The sequence below is a fragment of the Lentzea sp. NBC_00516 genome (assembly GCF_036346835.1).
Taxonomy (GTDB): Bacteria; Actinomycetota; Actinomycetes; order Mycobacteriales; family Pseudonocardiaceae; genus Lentzea; species Lentzea sokolovensis.
The window spans coordinates 8,241,598-8,258,761 of sequence record NZ_CP107840.1; the positions used below are offsets into that span (position 1 = coordinate 8,241,598).

Below are 17,164 nucleotides of genomic sequence, written 5' to 3' on the forward strand. Positions count from 1 at the left end.
CCCGCACGCCACACCCAGTGGCGCACGGAGAACGCGACTCGGCTTGAAGGTCCGAGCATCACGCTCGGCCTTTCAGGGCCGAGAAGTTGACGTACTCGTTGAGTTTTGCGGACGCGGCGAGCATCGCCAGGCCCTGCGCGGTGAGGCGGCGGCGCCAGTCGGCCAGGGCGGCACCCAACGTGTTGGTGCCGCCCGCCGTGCGGATCTGGTCGACCACCAAGGCGATGCGCGCCAACGGATAGCCGCCGCGCCGCAGCAGATGTGCCAGCTCGGCGTCCCGGACGTCCTCGGCCTGGAACACGCGATAGCCGGTGGACTCACGTGACGGGACGAGGATTCCGGCCTCCTCCCACGCGCGCAGCGTCGCCGGGGTCACGTCGAGGCGCCGGGCCAGCTCGCCGATCGTGCGGGGTTCCAGGACCGGTTCGAAGTCGGTGAGGTCCTGCACCGCCCTGCTGACCGAGTCGAGGGTCTGGCGGTCGCGCAGCAGCTGTTCGTGGCCGCGGTCGATCCACAAGAGCACGTCGTCCAGCGAGCCTGTGTGAAGCGCGTTCATGATCTGCCCCGCGCGAGCGTGCCCGAAGGCCGGGATCAGGGCGATGAACGTGCGCAGCGCGGCGGCGTGGACCTCTGTGTAGACGCGGTAGCCGGACGGCGTGCGCTCGGCGGGCGGGAGGAACCCGGACTCCTCGTAGTTGCGCACCGCCTGGGTCGAGAGGCCGTGTTCACGGGCGAGGTCAGCTGGGCGCACGGTTGAGACTTTAGCGGCGAAGACCGAGAGGATTTGAGTGAAAGTCTCAACTGAGCTTTCAATGTTACGGTTGAGCCACATGAGCCAGGACATTCGCGAGTTCATCAGCCCTTTCACCGAGCTTCTGGGGTTCGGCGAGCCGACACACCTCGAACACGCCCACAGCTGGATCCGCAACGAGCTGTTCGAGCAGCTCGCGGGCCTGGGCTTCCGCTCGATCGCCCTGGAGACCTGCCGGATCAGGGGCCTGAGCGTCAACGACTACGTGCACGGCGGGCCCGGCGACCTCGACACGATCATGAAGGAAGGCTTCTCCCACACGTTCGGGGAGAACTGGCCCGCCAACCGCGAGCTCGTGCAGTGGATGCGCGAGTACAACGCGGACAAGGAGCCCGAGGAACGGCTGTCGTTCCACGGCTTCGACTTCCAGACGGAGACGGCCAGCGCGCCCAGCCCGCGTCCCTACCTCGAACACGCCCGCGACTACCTGGGCGAGGACGTCGACCTCACGATCGACGACGAGAAGTGGAGCCGCGACGAGGCAGTCCTGGACCTGACCCAGTCGCCAGGACAGTCCGAAGAGGCGATCAGGCTGCGCGAGATCGGCACCGGGATGCTCATGCGGTTGCACGAGCGGAGGTCCACCGACGAGTCCTGGGCGCGCGCGGAGACGTATCTGACGGCCGGGCTGAGCCTGCTCCAGTACCACCGGGAGTGCGCGGAGCCGAACCCGTTGGGCGTGCGCCTCAACCGGCTGTGCCAGATGCGCGACGGCGTGATGGCGCGGAACCTGCTGGAGATCCGGCGGGCCGAGGCGTCCCGGGGGCCGACGTTCGTGTTCGCGCACAACGCCCATCTGCAGCGCACCAACTCCTCGATGGAGATGGCCGGCGAACGCGTCGAGTGGTTCTCCGCGGGCGCGCTCGTGGCGCCGATCCTCGGTGACCAGTACACGGTCATCGGCGGCACCCTCGGCCGCAACGACTCGTTCGGGCTGGGCGAACCGGACAAAGCCACCCTGGAAGGCCAGTTGCAGAGCCGGTTCACGACCTGGGGGATCACGAGGGACAAGCCGGAGGGTCCGTCCCGCTCCGACACGAGGCTGGAGATGGGCTACTTCCCGCTCGACCAGCACCTCATGGACGGTGTGGACGCTCTGCTGCACGTCAAGGCTGGTCGTCCAGTGACGCGGTGATCCACGGCGCGACGGGCAGTTCGCGCGTCTCGCACTCGATCGCCAGTTTCAGGGTCCACCGCAGGGCTTGTAGGACCACGGTCGCAAGCTCCTGCGGTTGACCGTTGGCCAGGGCGATCTCGATCTGCTCCGCGGCCGCGTCCTGGTCGCCGTGCACCTCCGCCAGCAGGGCGCGGATCGCGGTGCGCACGGGTGGGTCCGCGTCGTCGATCTGGACCTCGTTGCCGTCCTCGTCGAAGACCTGCATCTTCACCGGGGTGGCGCCGCCGGAACCGAGCGCGCTGACCATGCTGCTGGACTCGGCGAACAACAGAAGGACGAGCTCACGGATCTCCTCGTTGCCTTCGGGCGACCCGCTGAGGTACCCGGTCACGAGGTCCACCGCCACAGCGTCTTCCCCGGCCCTGGCCGCGGCCAGCGCCTCACCGGCGACGGCCGTCAGCCGTGACCAGCGATCTGGATCCTGTGGTGGTCTCACAGGTACTGCCTACCGCGCGGTGTCACGGATTCGCAATGCCCCATCTTGATCAGAGTGCTACCGGGGTATGTCACTCCGCAGGTCAATGTGGGAATCAACGGATCCACCTAGCATCGGGTGGTGTTCCGCACGTTGTACCGAACCGTCTTAGGTCCCGATCGCACCCGCGTGCTCGCCAAGGTGCTCGGGCGGTTGCGCATCCCCGTGCACGCCGCACTGATCATCTACGCGCTTGTGTGGGGGATCGTCGCCAGCGCCGGTTACGTGCGCCAGGCGGACTCGGACGGCTGGTGGGTCGTCATCTTCCTGGTGACGGTCGTGCCGTACGTGCTGCTGATCTGGTCACCGCTCTACGCCTGGCGGCTGGCGGCGCCGGGCTTCTTCCTCGTCAGCCTCCTGTGGGACGGTGAGGGCGCTGCGGCGTTCCAGTACTGGAACGCGGTACCGCTGTTCGTCGCGGTCGCGGCGTTCTACTCGCGCGGGATCGTCATCGCGGCCACGGTGATCACCATGGCGCTGATCATCGCCTCCGAACCGCAGGCCGCGGACATGGCGCTCTTCGTGCCCATCGTCGGCACGGCGGTCTACCTGTTCGGTGCGCGCGGCAGAGCCGAACGCGAACTCGAGGAAGAACGCGATGCCAAGGCGGCTCTGGAGGAACGCGCCCGCATCGCACGCGAGATGCACGACGTCGTGGCGCACCACATGTCGATGGTGGTGGTCAGGTGCGAGACCGCGCCCTACCGCCTCAAAGGACTGAACGAGGACGCGGTGAAGGAGTTCGCCGAGGTCGGTGAGGCGGCGCGCGAGGCCATCGTCGACATGCAGCGCCTGCTGGGGGTGCTCAGGACGAGCGGTCAGGCCTTGGAACGCGAACCGCAGCCGGGCATCAGCCGCATCCCCGAGCTCGTGCGGCCGGGGGACGACGCTGAGATCGACGTGGACGACGTGCCGGAGGCGGTCGGCCTGACCGCGTACCGGATCGTGCAGGAGGCGCTCACGAACGCGGCCAGGCACTCGCCCGGTTCGAAGGCGTCCGTCCACGTGCGCAAGGACGGCGACCGGCTGGACGTGCTGGTGCGCAACACCGCCGGCGGGCCGTCCAGGGGCGGCGGCAGCGGGCAGGGTCTGGTGGGCATGCGGGAACGCGTCGTCGTGCACGGTGGCACGCTGACCGTGAAGTCGACCGAGGACGGCGGGTTCATGGTCCGGGCGAGGATTCCGTTGGGGGACAAGTGATCAGGGTGGTCGTGGTCGACGACCAGGAGATGGTGCGCGAGGGCTTCTCCGCGCTGCTCGACGCACAGGACGACATCGAGGTGATCGGCGCGGCGGGCAACGGCGTGCAGGGCGTCGCGTTGGCACGGACGGTCAAACCGGACGTCGTGCTGATGGACATCCGCATGCCCGAGATGGACGGCCTGACGGCTACGAGGTTGTTGCTGGACGGATCCCAGGCGCTGAAAGTGCTGGTGCTGACGACGTTCGACCTCGACGACTACGTCTACGAGGCGTTGCAGGCCGGTGCGAGCGGGTTCCTGCTCAAGCACGCGCCGGCCCGTGAGCTGCTCAACGCCGTTCGCGTGGTGGCCGCGGGGGAGGCGCTGCTGGCGCCGTCGATCACCAAGCGGCTGATCGAGGACTTCGTGCGGGCACGACGTTCCGACCGCGTCCGGCCCGCGCAGCTGGGTGTGCTGACCGAACGCGAGACCGAGATCCTCGTGCTGATCGCGCAGGGCCTGTCGAACACCGAGATCGCCGCGCATCTGGTGCTGGCCGAGCAGACCGTGAAGACGCACGTGAGCCGCGTGCTCACCAAACTGGGTCTCCGCGACCGCGCCCAAGCCGTCATCGCGGCTTACGAGAGTGGGCTCGTGATACCGGGGTAGCAAGGGAAAAGCGGCACGCCGGTGTGACGATTCGGGGGCCGTGGTCTTCCTAGTTTCGGTTCATGCGCCGAGCCGTCCTGTTCCTCCTGCTGATCGCCCTCCCGTCGGTCGCGCCGTCGATCGCGCAGTGGCGTTCCGACGTCGCCCGCCGGGTCGCGATCGTCGGTGACCTGAGCACCGCACGCGACGTCGTGATCGTCGTGCCGGGGTCCGACGTGGACGTCGACAGGTTCGACCGCACGGTCGGGCGGATGGCGGTCAACCTGTACGCGCAGGCTCACCGCGGCGACCTCGCGGTGATCGCGTGGCTCGGGTACCGGACGCCGCAGGGACTCGGGGTGGACGCGGTGACCGGCTCGCTGGCCCGTCAGGGAGCCGTTGCTCTGGTCGACTTCGTGCGGGCGTTGCAGACCGACGCGCGCATCCACGTCTACGGCCACAGCTACGGGTCGGTCGTGGTCGGACTCGCGGCACATGAACTGGACGTGGACGACATCGTGTTCACCGGAAGTCCTGGTGTGCGGGCGGATTCCGTTGCCGAGTTGGAAACACGGGCTCACGTGTGGGCGATGCGGTCGAGCGGCGACTGGATGCGGTTCGTGCCCAACGCCCGGCTGTTCGACCTCGGGCACGGAACGGATCCGGCTTCGGACGGCTTCGGCGCGACCGTGCTGCGGTTCGAGGGCGGCAAACACGACACCTACTACGAACCGGGCAGCGAGTCGCTGGGCGCGCTCGTCCGGATCGCTTCGGGGGAGAAGCTGTGAGGAATCCGTTCATCGATGCCGTGCGAGCGCTGGCCGTCGTCGCGGTCGTGCTCGGCCACTGGCTGGTGACTTCGCTGGTGGACACGCCCACCGGCATGTACATCGACAGTCCGTTGAAGCACTTGTCCGCGCTCACCCCGGTTTCCTGGGTGCTGCAGGCGCTCGGCCTGTTCTTCTTCGTGGGCGGCTACGCGGCCGCACACTCGACTACGCCGTTCCTCGTCAGGTTGAAACAGCTCGCTGTGCCGACGTTGCTGATGCTCGGCTGCTGGGCCGCCGTCCTCTTCGGACTGGTTCTGCGTGGCGTCGACCAGGGCACGGCCTGGAACATCGGGTTCCTGGTCACGACCCCGCTGTGGTTCTTCGGCGTCTACCTGGTGCTGCTGGCGCTGAAACCGTTGGTGCGCAGGCTGGACGAGTACTCGTGGGGTGTGCTCGTCCCGGTCGTGCTGGTGCTGGTGGTGCCGTACGCGGTGTGGTGGGCGGCCTGGCAGCTCGGCTACTCGCTGGCGCGCAGGAGGATTCCCGGGCCGCCGCTGCTGGTGCTGGGCGTGGTCGGGTACGCGTTGCTGACGACGTTCGGCGGCTATCCGTTGTCGGCGGTGGGAATTCCAGGCGAGGCCGTCTCGAACCTGAACCCGCCGAACTACGCGACGCTCGCGCTGGCGTTCGCGCAGATCGGTCTGGTGCTCACGATCGCGCCGCTGCTGACGAGGCTCGGCACGACGAAACCCGTGACGTGGCTGAACAAGCGCGCGTTGGGGATCTTCCTGGCGCACCAGAGCGCGCTGATCACCGTGACGCTGGCGCTCAGCGCGTGGGGGCCGTTGCCGGGGCTCCAGCAGCCACCAGATCATCCGGACTGGGTGTGGCAGCGGCTGCTGTGGCTGCCGGTGTGCGCGGCCGTGACCTGGGGATGGCTCCGAGCACTGCGAGGCCGATCGCCACGGCGTGCAGCGCCACCACCGGCGGAGCCGGATCCAGTGCCAGCATCGGTGGAACGCACGCCAGCGCGGTGAGCAGCCACGGCAGGCGGGTGTCGCAGCTGCCGGTGCGGGCCGTGTGGATCAGGTACCAGCCGAGCAGCAGGTGGATGAGGTTCTGCAACGGGTCCACCGGCAGCAGCACCAGCACGCCGTCGCCGAGGAACCCGCTCACCACGAACCCGAGCACGCCGAGCGTCCCGAACGACACGCCCATCGCCGTCGCGAGCCTGGTGCGGTGCGACTCGTGCTGGAGCTGGGGCAGCCGGACCAGGCGCCGCTCGAAGCGGTGGAACAGCAGGATGAGCGGCACCAGACCGAGCACCAGCCAGATCGGCGCCTGCGTCAGTCCGAGCAACCCGACCAGCGCGCCGACCCCGGCCAGGTACGCGAGGTACACCGTCATCGGCGCGCGGCGGGCGAAGTCCACGACGTGCCACGACCGGCCGTCGAGCCACGAGGTGACGCGTCCCCGTGCCAGCAGCGCCAGGCACACCTGCGCCACGCCGAGCACCATCATCGAACGCGGGTAGTCGCTGAAGAACACCAACGCGGGCAACGTGACGGCGCCCAGCGCGGCCAGAGTCCGGCGCGACAGGGTGGTCAGCGTGCCGTCCGCGTAGAAGAAGCCGATCTGCTGCATCAGCAACGCGCCGACGATCAGGTTCGCGTACCCGCCGGTCTTCCAGTCCGTCGACGTGCGCGCGACCTCGACTCCGAGCGTCACGAGCATCAGCACGAACGGCGCGGTGCGGCGGAAGTGCTGGTGCAGCCACGCGGCGGCCGGCGTCGCGGCGACGGCGAGCAGGTAGACCCCGACGAACCACAACGGATGCGTGATCAACCGGCTGTACGCGTCGACCTCGACGTCCATCAGGTTCAGCGCCGCGAACAGCACCACCCACAGCAACACGAACGCGAGCACCGGCCGCAGCAGCCACGACGTCCGGCTCGACACCCAGCAGCCGAAACCGCCCTGGTGCGCCTGCCAGCTGCGCAGGTTCGCGTGCCCGCCCGCGAAGAAGAACAACGGCACCGCCTGCAACGCCCACAGCCACGACGTCCCGGAGCCTCTGAGGTGCGCGAGCGTCGCCACGGTCTCGCCGAGCACGAGCAACGCCAGGCTGAAGAGCCGCAGGAACGTGGCGTACCGGTCCTGCTCGGCGTACTTCAGCACCAGGGGCAGCGAGTTCGCGGTGCCCGAGTCGTCACGGCGACGGCCGTGCAGGCGTGCCAGCAGGAGGAACACCACGACCGCGCTGCCGAACGCCCACGCCACCACGGGTTCGTGGCCGGGTGGCCCCCACCGCTGCCGCCACGAGTTGAACTTCAGCCCCATCGCGTAGGTCTCGGCCACCGCGTGACAGGTCTGCTCGGCGCCGCGCGGGTTCAGCCGGCACTGCGCGTGCAGGTCGATCGTGAGCCTGTCGTCCAACGCCTTGCGCGCGCCCTGCCCGAGCGGCTCGCCCTTGTGGTCGGCATAGCGCAACAGGTCGTAGCCCAGGTCGTGCGCACGGCACCCGGCGCTGAAGTCCCACTCCGTGTCCCCTGCCGGGCCCGAGCACCCGCCGCCCACGTCGACGACCCTGAGCGTCCCGTCCGGAGCTGTCACGGTCTTGGGATCGCGGCCCATCTCACGGGCGAAGTCCGATGGCAGGTTGACGTACGGGTCGTGCGTCGCGGACGGAGCCACGAACGCGTCGACGGCGTTGGCCGCGGCGATCACGTCAGCGCTCGGCGGAACCCCGTTGTCGCCGGTCGCCGGTCGTGAGGCGATCACCCCGCAGACGAACACCGCGAGCGTGATCACCGTGAACCGGAACCAGGCCGGAAGTCGGAGGAGGAGTTTGCGCGCACTCATCGTCGCGCCAGGTTACGGATAGGTCTCGGCTGACCGCCAGTCCGCCAGGTCAGGAACGTACGACGGCGGGCGTGAGCGAGGCGAGCGCCATCCGGGACAGCAGCGAGGCCATCTGGTCACGGTCCAGGTGAGCACTGTGCGGCGTCGAGTTGATGAGACCGAACACGGCGTGCGCGGCGGCACGGGCGGTCGGTTCGTCGAAATCGGGAACTGTGCGCCGGATCGTCTCCACCCACACCTCGACGTAGCGGCGTTGTAAGGCACGCACGCGCCGGCGGTCCGGATCCGTCAGGTTCGCAAGGTTGCGCATCTGCACGGTGATGAGCGCGGGGTCGTCGAGCGCGAAGTCGACGTGCCAGCCGATGAGATCCCGCAACGCCTCGTCGGCGTTCGACGCGGCGTCCACCCGAGCCTGGCCGCCGTCCAGCAGCCGTTCGGAGATCGACGTCAGCATCTCGCCGAGCATCGCGTCCTTGCTGCGGAAGTGCCGGTAGAGCGCCGGGCCGGAGATGCCCACGGCCGCACCGATGTCGTCGATGCCCACGCCGTGGAAGCCGTGGCGCGCGAAGAGTTCGGCCGCGGCGTTGAGGATCTGGTCCCGACGTGAGGGTTTCTCGACCACGGAAGGAGGTTAGCAGCCGTTCACTTCGTCGTCCGATGGGTGGAATTCACGCAGGTACAAGCCCTGAATGTTGACTATTGACGAATACTTCACACAGGCCTTACTCGTGGGTAACCATTGACGTGCAATGCATCACAACCCTGCGGCCCCTTCGGGAGTCTTCGATGCGTCCTGCTCACTTCATCGCCTCGGTGGTCACCGCCGCCGCGGCAGTCATCGCGCTCGCCAACCCCGCCAGCGCGGCCCCCGTCAACTACGTCGCGCTGGGCGATTCCTACGCCTCCGGGCTCGGGACCGGCAGTTATGACGGTGCCAGCGGCAGCTGCAAGCGCGGTCCGCTGGCGTATCCGGCACTCTGGGCGGCTGCAGCAGCGCCCGCGACGTTCAAGTCCGTGGCCTGTTCCGGTGCTCGAACAGGTGATGTCATCACGCAGGCCGGCACCCTCACGGCGGCCACGAACCTGGTCACCGTGCAGGTCGGCGGCAACGACGCCGGCTTCACCGATGTCATCACCACGTGCACCTTCGGCTCGGATCAGGACTGCGCCAACCGGGTGAACCAGGCCAAGGCCTACGCCGCGAACACGCTTCCCGGCCTGCTCACCAACGTCTACAACACGATCAGGTCGAAGTCCCCGTCGGCACGCGTGGTCGTGCTCGGCTACCCGCGCATCTACAAGGTGCCGGGCACCTGCAACGTCGGCCTGAGCGACACCAAGCGGGCCGCGATCAACTCCGGTTCCGACGCGCTGCACGCCACCATCGGCGCGCGGGCGGCGGCGGCCGGGTTCAGCTACGTCGACGTGCGCGGGGCGTTCACCGGGCACGAGATCTGCTCGTCCGGCTGGTGGCTCAACAGCCTGAGCTGGCCGGTCGAGGAGTCGTACCACCCGAACAGGGCAGGGCATCAGAGCGGCTACCTGCCCGCTCTGCGGTCGGTCATCGGTTAGGGTTTTCCGGAACGTGAGAGTGCCTGAAAGGCTGCTTGACCTGCGTTCGGGTCACTCTCGAGGCGTTCTTGTGGACCGCTAGGTGAGCGGGCGTTAACATGGCCTTGTTAACGCCCGCTAACCTGAGGTCTGGGGAGCATGGACGCACCTGTCCTGCGCAGCGCAGCCGAGCCGTCGGACCGCTACGCCAAGGAGCACACCGCGCTCGTCGACGAGCTGCGGGGCAAGCTCGCCACCGCCGCGCTCGGCGGTCCCGAGAAGGCACGTCAGCGTCACGTCGACCGAGGCAAGCTGCTGCCGCGCGAGCGCGTGGACACGCTGGTCGACCCCGGGTCGCCGTTCCTGGAGCTGTCGCCGCTCGCCGCCAACGGCATGTACGGCGACGACGCCCCGGCCGCGGGCATCATCACCGGCGTCGGGCGGGTCTCCGGCCGTGAGTGCGTGATCGTCGCGAACGACGCCACGGTCAAGGGCGGCACCTACTACCCGATCACGGTCAAGAAACACCTGCGCGCGCAGGAAGTGGCGCTGCAGAACAACCTTCCGTGCGTCTACCTCGTCGACTCCGGCGGCGCGTTCCTGCCGAAGCAGGACGACGTGTTCCCCGACCGCGAGCACTTCGGCCGGATCTTCTACAACCAGGCCACGATGTCGGCGCGCGGGATTCCGCAGATCGCCGCCGTGCTGGGCTCGTGCACCGCCGGTGGCGCGTACGTGCCGGCGATGAGCGACGAAGCGATCATCGTCAGGAACCAGGGCACGATCTTCCTCGGCGGACCGCCGCTGGTGAAGGCCGCGACCGGCGAAGTGGTCAGCGCTGAGGATCTCGGCGGCGGCGACCTGCACTCGCGGACGTCCGGCGTCACCGACCACCTGGCGGAGAACGACGCCCACGCGCTGCGGATGGTCCGCTCGATCATCTCGACTTTGGGTCCGCGCGCGCAGCGGCCGTGGGACGTCGCACCGGTCGAGGCTCCGGCCGTCGACTCCGATCTCTACGGCGTGGTGCCAACGGATTCCCGGACGCCCTACGACGTGCGCGAGGTGATCGCGCGGATCGTCGACGGCTCGAAGTTCCAGGAGTTCAAGAAGGAGTACGGGCAGACGCTCGTCACCGGTTTCGCGCGCATCCACGGCCACCCCGTCGGGATCGTCGCCAACAACGGCATCCTCTTCGGCGAGTCCGCCGTGAAGGGCGCGCACTTCATCCAGTTGTGCGACAAGCGATCCATCCCGCTGGTCTTCCTGCAGAACATCACCGGCTTCATGGTCGGCCGCGAGTACGAGGCGGGCGGCATCGCCAAGCACGGCGCCAAGATGGTGACGGCGGTGGCCTGCGCGCGCGTCCCGAAGTTCACCGTGATCATCGGCGGCAGCTTCGGCGCCGGCAACTACTCGATGTGCGGCCGGGCGTACTCGCCGCGCTTCCTGTGGATGTGGCCCAACGCCCGCATCTCCGTGATGGGTGGCGAGCAGGCGGCCTCCGTGCTGGCGACCGTGCGCCGCGACCAGCTCGGTGACGAGTGGTCGGCGGAGGACGAGGAAGCCTTCAAGGCGCCGATCCGTCAGCAGTACGAGGACCAGGGCAACCCGTACTACTCGACCGCGCGGCTCTGGGACGACGGCGTGATCGACCCGCGTGACACCCGCACGGTGCTGGGACTTGCCCTGTCCAGTGCGGCGAACGCCCCCATCGACGATGTTTCCTACGGCGTCTTCCGGATGTGATCATGTTCGACAGCGTTCTGGTGGCGAACCGCGGCGAGATCGCGGTCAGGGTGATCCGCGCGTTGCGGTCGCTCGGGATTCGTTCCGTCGCCGTGTACTCCGACGCGGACGCCGAGGCGTTGCACGTCAGGCTGGCCGACGAGGCCGTGCGGATCGGGCCAGCCGCGGCCCGCGAGAGCTACCTGTCCATCGAGAAGATCGTTCAGGCCGCTGTGTCCACTGGCGCGCAGGCGATCCACCCCGGTTACGGGTTCCTCGCCGAGAACACGGCGTTCGCGGCGGCCTGTGACGCGGCCGGGATCGTGTTCGTCGGACCGCCCGCGTCCGCGATCGACGCGATGGGCGACAAGATCCGCGCGAAGCTGACGGTGTCGGCGGCGGGCGTTCCCGTCGTGCCGGGCCGCACCCGCGCGGGCATGTCCGACGACGAGATCGTCGAAGCGGCCCTGGAGATCGGTTTTCCGGTGCTGCTCAAGCCTTCCGCGGGCGGTGGCGGAAAGGGCATGCGGCTGGTGCACGAGGAATCGGCGCTGCGCGAGGCGATCGAGTCGGCCCGGCGGGAGGCGCGCGGGTCGTTCGGTGACGACACGCTGCTGATCGAGCGGTTCATCACGAACCCGCGCCACATCGAGATCCAGGTCCTCGGCGACGCGCACGGCAACGTGATCCACCTCGGTGAGCGCGAGTGCAGCCTCCAGCGGCGGCACCAGAAGATCATCGAGGAGGCGCCGTCGCCGTTCCTCACGCCCGAGATGCGTGAGGCCATGGGTTCCGCGGCGGTCGAAGCCGCGAAGTCCGTCGGGTACGTCGGCGCGGGCACCGTCGAGTTCATCGTGGACGGTGCGTCCGGCGACTACTTCTTCATGGAGATGAACACCCGGCTGCAGGTCGAGCACCCGGTGACCGAGATGGTCACGGGGGTCGACCTCGTCGAGTGGCAGCTCCGCGTCGCGTCCGGTGAGGTGCTGGACGTCACCGTCGAACTGAACGGCCACTCGGTCGAGGCGCGCGTCTACGCCGAGGACCCGGCGCGCGGCTTCCTGCCGACCGGCGGTCGCGTGCTGGCGTTGAGCGAACCGGCCGACGTCCGCGTGGATTCCGGTCTGTACGAGGGACTTGTCGTCGGTTCGGACTATGACCCGATGCTCGCCAAGGTCATCGCGCACGGCCGCACGCGTGAAGAGGCGTTGCGGCGCCTGGATCACGCGCTCGGTCGGATGGTGCTGCTCGGCGTCACGACGAACATCCCGTTCCTGCGCGCGCTTCTGCGCGACGAGGACGTGCGGTCGGGCGCGCTGGACACCGGCCTGGTCGAACGGAAGCTGGACGCGCTGACCTCGGCCGAGATCCCCGACGAGGTGTACGTGGCGGCCGGCCTGGAGCGTTCGCTGCAGCCGCACGGCGAGGACCCGTGGGACCAGCTGGGCGGCTGGCGCGTCGGTGAACACGCCTGGACGACCTGGCGGATCAACGACGTCGACGTGCGCGTGCGTGGCGAAGAAGTCGTTGTGGGCGCTGGAGAACCGGTCCGCGCTCGGGCCCGTCGTGAAGGTACCGACCTGCTCGTCGGTTCGCGCCGCTACTCGATGGCCCGCGACGGCGACGTGCTGTGGCTGGGCCACGACGGCGCCTCCTGGGCGTTGGTCGAGGCCGAGTTCCTGGTCGGAGCCGCCGACGGTGCCGCTGCCTCCGGTGGTCCGGTGAAGTCGCCGATGCCCGGCACCGTGCTCGTCGTTCGAGCGAAGCAGGGCGAGGAAGTGACCGCCGGTCAAGCGTTGTTCGTGGTCGAGGCCATGAAGATGGAGCACACCGTGACCGCACCGGTCGACGGCGTGCTCGCCGAAGTGAACGTGCAAGCAGGCCAGCAGGTCGCACTCGACCAGGTTCTGGCCCTCGTCGTCTCTCACGAGGAGTGACAGCAATGTTGGACTTCAGGCTCCCGAGCGAGTACGAGGACCTGCGCAAGACCGTCGAGGAGTTCGCCCGCGACGAGGTGGCCCCGGTCATCGGCGATTACTACGAGCGCTGCGAGTTCCCGTACCCGATCGTCGCGAAGATGGGGCAGATGGGCCTGCTGGGCCTGCCTTTCCCGGAGGAGCACGGCGGCATGGGCGGCGACTACTTCGCCCTGTGCATCACGCTCGAAGAACTCGCGCGCGTCGACTCGTCCGTCGCGATCACGGTGGAGGCGGCGACCTCGCTGGGCGCCATGCCCATCTACCGCTTCGGCACCGACGAGCAGAAGGCCGAGTGGCTTCCGTCGCTGACGTCCGGCGAGAAGATCGGCGCGTTCGGCCTCACCGAACCGGGCTCCGGCTCCGACGCGGGTGGCCTGGTCACCACCGCACGCCTCGAGGGCGACGAGTGGGTCATCAACGGCACCAAGGCGTTCATCACGAACTCCGGCACGGACATCACCGGCCTGGTCACGGTCGCCGCGGTCACGGGCACGCAGCCCGACGGCCGCAAGGAGATCTCCTCGATCATCGTCCCGGCCGGCACTCCCGGCTTCGTGGTGTCGAAGAAGTACTCGAAGGTCGGCTGGAACGCCTCGGACACCCGCGAACTGTCCTTCCAGGACTGCCGGGTGCCCGCCGCGAACCTGCTCGGCACCCGCGGCCGCGGTTTCGCCCAGTTCCTGCGCACGCTGGACGAGGGCCGCGTCGCCATCGCCGCGCTGTCGGTCGGCCTGGCCCAGGGCTGCGTGGACGAGTCGGTGCGCTACGCCCACGAGCGCGAGGCGTTCGGTGCGAAGATCGGCACGTACCAGGCGATCCAGTTCAAGATCGCCGAGATGGAGGCCCGCGTGCACACCGCCCGCCTGGCCTACTACGAGGCGGCGTCCAGGATGCTGCGCGGCGAGCCGTTCAAGAAGCAGGCCGCCATCGCGAAGCTGGTCTCGTCCGAGGCGGCGATGGACAACGCCCGCGACGCCACGCAGATCTTCGGCGGCTACGGCTTCATGAACGAGTACCCGGTCGGCCGGTTCTACCGCGACGCCAAGATCCTGGAGATCGGCGAGGGCACCTCCGAGGTGCAGAAGATGCTGATCGCCCGCGAGCTCGGCCTTTAGTCCATTCCGGCTGAATAGTTTCAAACCGCAGGTTCGAATCGGTCTGTCCGGCTACCGTCGTTTGCCTTCCGCACGAGTGTGAGGGTGCAGATGACAGGTAGTCGGACAGAACCGGTCTTTCCGGGTTTACGAGTTCTTCTGGAAGTCATTCACGGCCTTTGTGACCGGCCCGGGTTCTTCTACCGGAGCAAGACCGAGGAAGTGGTCGGTGACCAGCCGCTTCCGCTGCTCTACCTGGAGAGCGAAGCCAGTCCGACGCCATTCCTGCACGCCCTGGAGCAGAAGCTCGACGAGGGGCGTCCGGCAATACCGCACGCCTATGTCGACGTGTCCTCGGTGAGTGCGGAAGTGGACAAAAGATGGCCACCGGAGGCGCGGGAGACCCAGCCGCTGCTGCCGTTGCTGGACGTGCTGAGCCATCGCTTGTCGGAGGTCCACGTCGGCACCGAGAGGCTGACGCGGTTCGACCACTACCGGCTCGTCGACTGGCTCACGAGCAAGCGGCTGCCGCGCAAGCCAGGACGTGACGACCGGGCGAGCGTCATCGAGTTGCTCAGGCAGTGGACCGGCAAGACCGGCGAGGACGGCGAGGCGCTGAACCGGGCCGTCGACGCGTTCATCCCGAACCTCGTGACGCGGCTGGGGCTCGGGCTGGTCGCCTGGGTCGGTAGCAAGGCCGGCTTCCGGTGGCTCGGCAAGCGGGTGCCGGGGCTCGCGCGCGAGTCGAAGTGGTTCATGCGCGGGCAGAACTTCGCGCTGCCCCACCACTCCATCGAGTTCCTCGGGTTCGCCGAGCGGCTCACGCTGGGCAGGCGAGAGTCCGAGAACGAGGAGCAGATCAAGCTGCTGCTCGTGCACGCGTTCCTGGAGGACCTGCGGATCTCCTTCCGGCGCCGCCGCCGGTTCCTGCCGCGCAGGGCCGGGTTCCGCCGCACCGCCTACATCCCCGTGCTGCTCGACGGCGTGACGAAGGACAACGGCGGCTGGGAGCTGCTGGAGCTGATCAACGACGTCCGCAACGAGACGGGCGAGGCCGACCCGTTGCTGGTGATCGCGGCGAGTTCGGTGCAGCCGGCGTTGTCGGAGCGGCTCGGGACCACGCCGGTCGCGCCGGAGGAGACCGCGGACGCGCTGGCGACGTGGCGGGAGGAGCTCCCGCGCAAGCGCCAGATGCTCGCGCCGGACGCTCGTTACCTGATGATCAGGCTGCCGTTCCCGAGCCCGGACAGGAAGAAGTGGAAGGGCACGCCCGCTTTCCAGGCGGCTCCGGTGAAGTGGCTGGCGCGGCCGCGGCGGCTGGAGACGATCATCGCGGCGGTGGCCGTGGTGTTGCTGCTGCCGGGGTTCGTGACCGTGCAGAACCACATCCAGGCGAACTGCTCGCTCGTCGGCGCCGCCGTCTCGCCGGGGGTGTCGACGCGGCTGGTGGACGTCGACGGGAACGCCGAATGCGTCGGCTACAGCGACAACAGCAACCAGATCTTCGGATCGAACGAACGCCTGCGGTGGACGCAGGAGGCGGTGTTCGCGCAGAACGAGGAGGCCGAACGGCTGCACGACGCCGATCCCGGCCGCCCGTTCGTCTCGCTGCTCTACTTCTCCAGCCTCACCCACCGCGACACCAACCCCGACGCCGACCACTCCAGGGCGGAGGAACTGGAGGGCATGCTGCTCAAGCAGCGCCAGCAGAACGACAGGTCGCGCTCGGAACCGTTGCTGCGCATCGTGATCGCGAACGGCGGCGCGATGATGAAGAAGGCTCCCGAGGTGCTGCGGGACGTGCTGACCCCGTTGCTGAACCGCGATCCGAGCATCATCGGCGTGATCGGGCTCGACCGCAGCGTCGCGGAGACGCAGGAGGTCATCACCGAGCTCGGATCGCTGGGCGTGCCGACGATCGGCACCACGCTCACCGAGGCGTCCCTGCCCGATCGTTCGGCGATGTACTTCCAGCTGATCCCCGGCAACCTCCGGCAGGCCGACCTCGTCCGCCGGTACGCGCAGCACGTCGCGGCGAGCAAGGTGACGATCTACCACCCGCCGTTGATGAAGGGTGACGTCTACCTGGACGACCTCGTCGCCGTGCTGGGCCAGGAGCTGGCGCGGGAGAAGGTGCAGTACCAGGCCGTCCCGTGGACGAGGAGTCCTCAGGAACTGCAGTCGCAGTGCGTCGAGGACCACTCCCGCGAGATGGTGTTCTACGCGGGCCGCGAAGAGGACTTCGGCGAGTTCCTGCGGGCGATCGGCAAGGACTGCTACGACAAGAACAGGCTGCCGCGCATCGTCGCCGACGACGCGATCATCCGGTTCATCGCGCAGAAGGCCAGCCGGGTGCACGATTCGCTGGCGGGGATGCGCGTGTCGTACGTGAGCATGGCCGGGCTCGTGGTGCTCGCCGGAAAGTCCTGCGTGGAGGGAAAGCCGGACGAGAAGAAGGTGCGCGGCGGTCTGCCGCTGGACGCCTTCTGCGCCGGCTACAGCAGGCTGGCCCAGGAGATCCAGGCCTCCCCGCTGCCTCCGGAGGACAAACCGGTGAAGCCGTGGCCCGGCGAGCACATGGGCGTCGCCTACGACGCCGCCGGACTCTTCCTGGACGCCGTGCGCAACGCTCAGGGACGCCTGAAGGGCGTACCGGTGCACACCCCGCACCGCGGCGCGATCGGAGGAGAGTTCCGCGAGCTGAAGTTCCTCGGCGCCACGGGACGCACGGACTTCGGCGCGTCACGCGTGGGGCAGCAGCGCAACTTCACGATCCTGGAGATCACCGACATCCACGACTTCGAGGAACAGCCGACGTGCGTGTTCCTCACCGGAGACGTCTACGGCGAGGACTCGCCGCGACTTCCCAACGGGTGTCCGGGCTAGTG

13 protein-coding genes and 1 pseudogene are annotated in these 17,164 nt (G+C 68.5%); 10 read left to right on the top strand and 4 right to left on the bottom strand.

The features are described from left to right. Positions 1-58 precede the first annotated feature (58 nt). Positions 59-751: a TioE family transcriptional regulator gene (locus OG205_RS38200; RefSeq protein ID WP_330272680.1), complete on the bottom strand. Its 693-nt coding sequence runs from the start codon at positions 749-751 to the stop codon at positions 59-61. Positions 752-830: 79 nt separating this feature from the next. On the opposite strand from OG205_RS38200, the gene OG205_RS38205 reads away from it, so the two are divergent. Next, complete coding sequence (locus tag OG205_RS38205) at positions 831-1,946, top strand: erythromycin esterase family protein (protein WP_330272681.1); 1,116 nt, start codon at positions 831-833, stop codon at positions 1,944-1,946. Here the strand turns inward: OG205_RS38205 and OG205_RS38210 are convergent. After that, positions 1,918-2,424 (bottom strand): hypothetical protein, encoded by a 507-nt coding sequence (locus OG205_RS38210; RefSeq protein ID WP_330272682.1) that lies wholly within the window; start codon positions 2,422-2,424, stop codon positions 1,918-1,920. The two genes, OG205_RS38205 and OG205_RS38210, sit on opposite strands and share 29 nt — an antisense overlap. 120 nt (positions 2,425-2,544) lie before the next feature. On the opposite strand from OG205_RS38210, the gene OG205_RS38215 reads away from it, so the two are divergent. The 4 genes from OG205_RS38215 (at position 2,545) to OG205_RS38230 (ending at position 6,099) form a co-directional block, all read left to right on the top strand. Further along, positions 2,545-3,663, top strand: coding sequence for a sensor histidine kinase (locus tag OG205_RS38215; protein ID WP_330272683.1), 1,119 nt, complete (start codon positions 2,545-2,547; stop codon positions 3,661-3,663). Next, positions 3,660-4,313 carry a response regulator transcription factor gene (locus OG205_RS38220; RefSeq protein ID WP_330272684.1) on the top strand — a complete coding sequence of 218 codons (654 nt, stop codon included), beginning with the start codon at positions 3,660-3,662 and terminating at the stop codon, positions 4,311-4,313. Before OG205_RS38215 ends, OG205_RS38220 begins: the two co-directional genes overlap by 4 nt. A gap of 62 nt (positions 4,314-4,375) precedes the next feature. Further along, on the top strand, positions 4,376-5,080 hold the full coding sequence (locus tag OG205_RS38225; protein WP_330272685.1) for an alpha/beta hydrolase: 705 nt from the start codon (positions 4,376-4,378) through the stop codon (positions 5,078-5,080). Beyond that, the gene (locus OG205_RS38230) at positions 5,077-6,099 is read left to right on the top strand and encodes an acyltransferase family protein (RefSeq protein WP_330272686.1); all 1,023 of its coding nucleotides are present in this window, start codon (positions 5,077-5,079) and stop codon (positions 6,097-6,099) included. Before OG205_RS38225 ends, OG205_RS38230 begins: the two co-directional genes overlap by 4 nt. A 1,360-nt stretch (positions 6,100-7,459) precedes the next feature. Here the strand turns inward: OG205_RS38230 and OG205_RS38235 are convergent. Together OG205_RS38235 and OG205_RS38240 are read right to left on the bottom strand one after the other, a co-directional pair. Continuing rightward, a pseudogene (locus OG205_RS38235) lies at positions 7,460-7,924 on the bottom strand (hypothetical protein); the annotation flags it as partial. Between the two features lie 49 nt (positions 7,925-7,973). Continuing rightward, the gene (locus OG205_RS38240; RefSeq protein WP_330272687.1) at positions 7,974-8,546 is read right to left on the bottom strand and encodes an SACE_7040 family transcriptional regulator; all 573 of its coding nucleotides are present in this window, start codon (positions 8,544-8,546) and stop codon (positions 7,974-7,976) included. 164 nt (positions 8,547-8,710) lie between these two features. Between OG205_RS38240 and OG205_RS38245 the strand changes: the two genes are divergently transcribed. The 5 genes from OG205_RS38245 (at position 8,711) to OG205_RS38265 (ending at position 17,162) form a co-directional block, all read left to right on the top strand. Next, on the top strand, positions 8,711-9,496 hold the full coding sequence (locus tag OG205_RS38245) for an SGNH/GDSL hydrolase family protein (RefSeq protein WP_330272688.1): 786 nt from the start codon (positions 8,711-8,713) through the stop codon (positions 9,494-9,496). A gap of 138 nt (positions 9,497-9,634) precedes the next feature. Then, positions 9,635-11,224 (top strand): carboxyl transferase domain-containing protein, encoded by a 1,590-nt coding sequence (locus OG205_RS38250; RefSeq protein WP_330272689.1) that lies wholly within the window; start codon positions 9,635-9,637, stop codon positions 11,222-11,224. A 2-nt stretch (positions 11,225-11,226) separates the two neighbouring features. Beyond that, the gene (locus OG205_RS38255; RefSeq protein WP_330272690.1) at positions 11,227-13,140 is read left to right on the top strand and encodes an acetyl/propionyl/methylcrotonyl-CoA carboxylase subunit alpha; all 1,914 of its coding nucleotides are present in this window, start codon (positions 11,227-11,229) and stop codon (positions 13,138-13,140) included. 5 nt (positions 13,141-13,145) lie between these two features. Beyond that, positions 13,146-14,297 (top strand): acyl-CoA dehydrogenase family protein, encoded by a 1,152-nt coding sequence (locus tag OG205_RS38260; protein WP_330272691.1) that lies wholly within the window; start codon positions 13,146-13,148, stop codon positions 14,295-14,297. A gap of 201 nt (positions 14,298-14,498) precedes the next feature. After that, positions 14,499-17,162 carry a hypothetical protein gene (locus OG205_RS38265; RefSeq protein ID WP_330272692.1) on the top strand — a complete coding sequence of 888 codons (2,664 nt, stop codon included), beginning with the start codon at positions 14,499-14,501 and terminating at the stop codon, positions 17,160-17,162. Positions 17,163-17,164 lie beyond the last annotated feature (2 nt).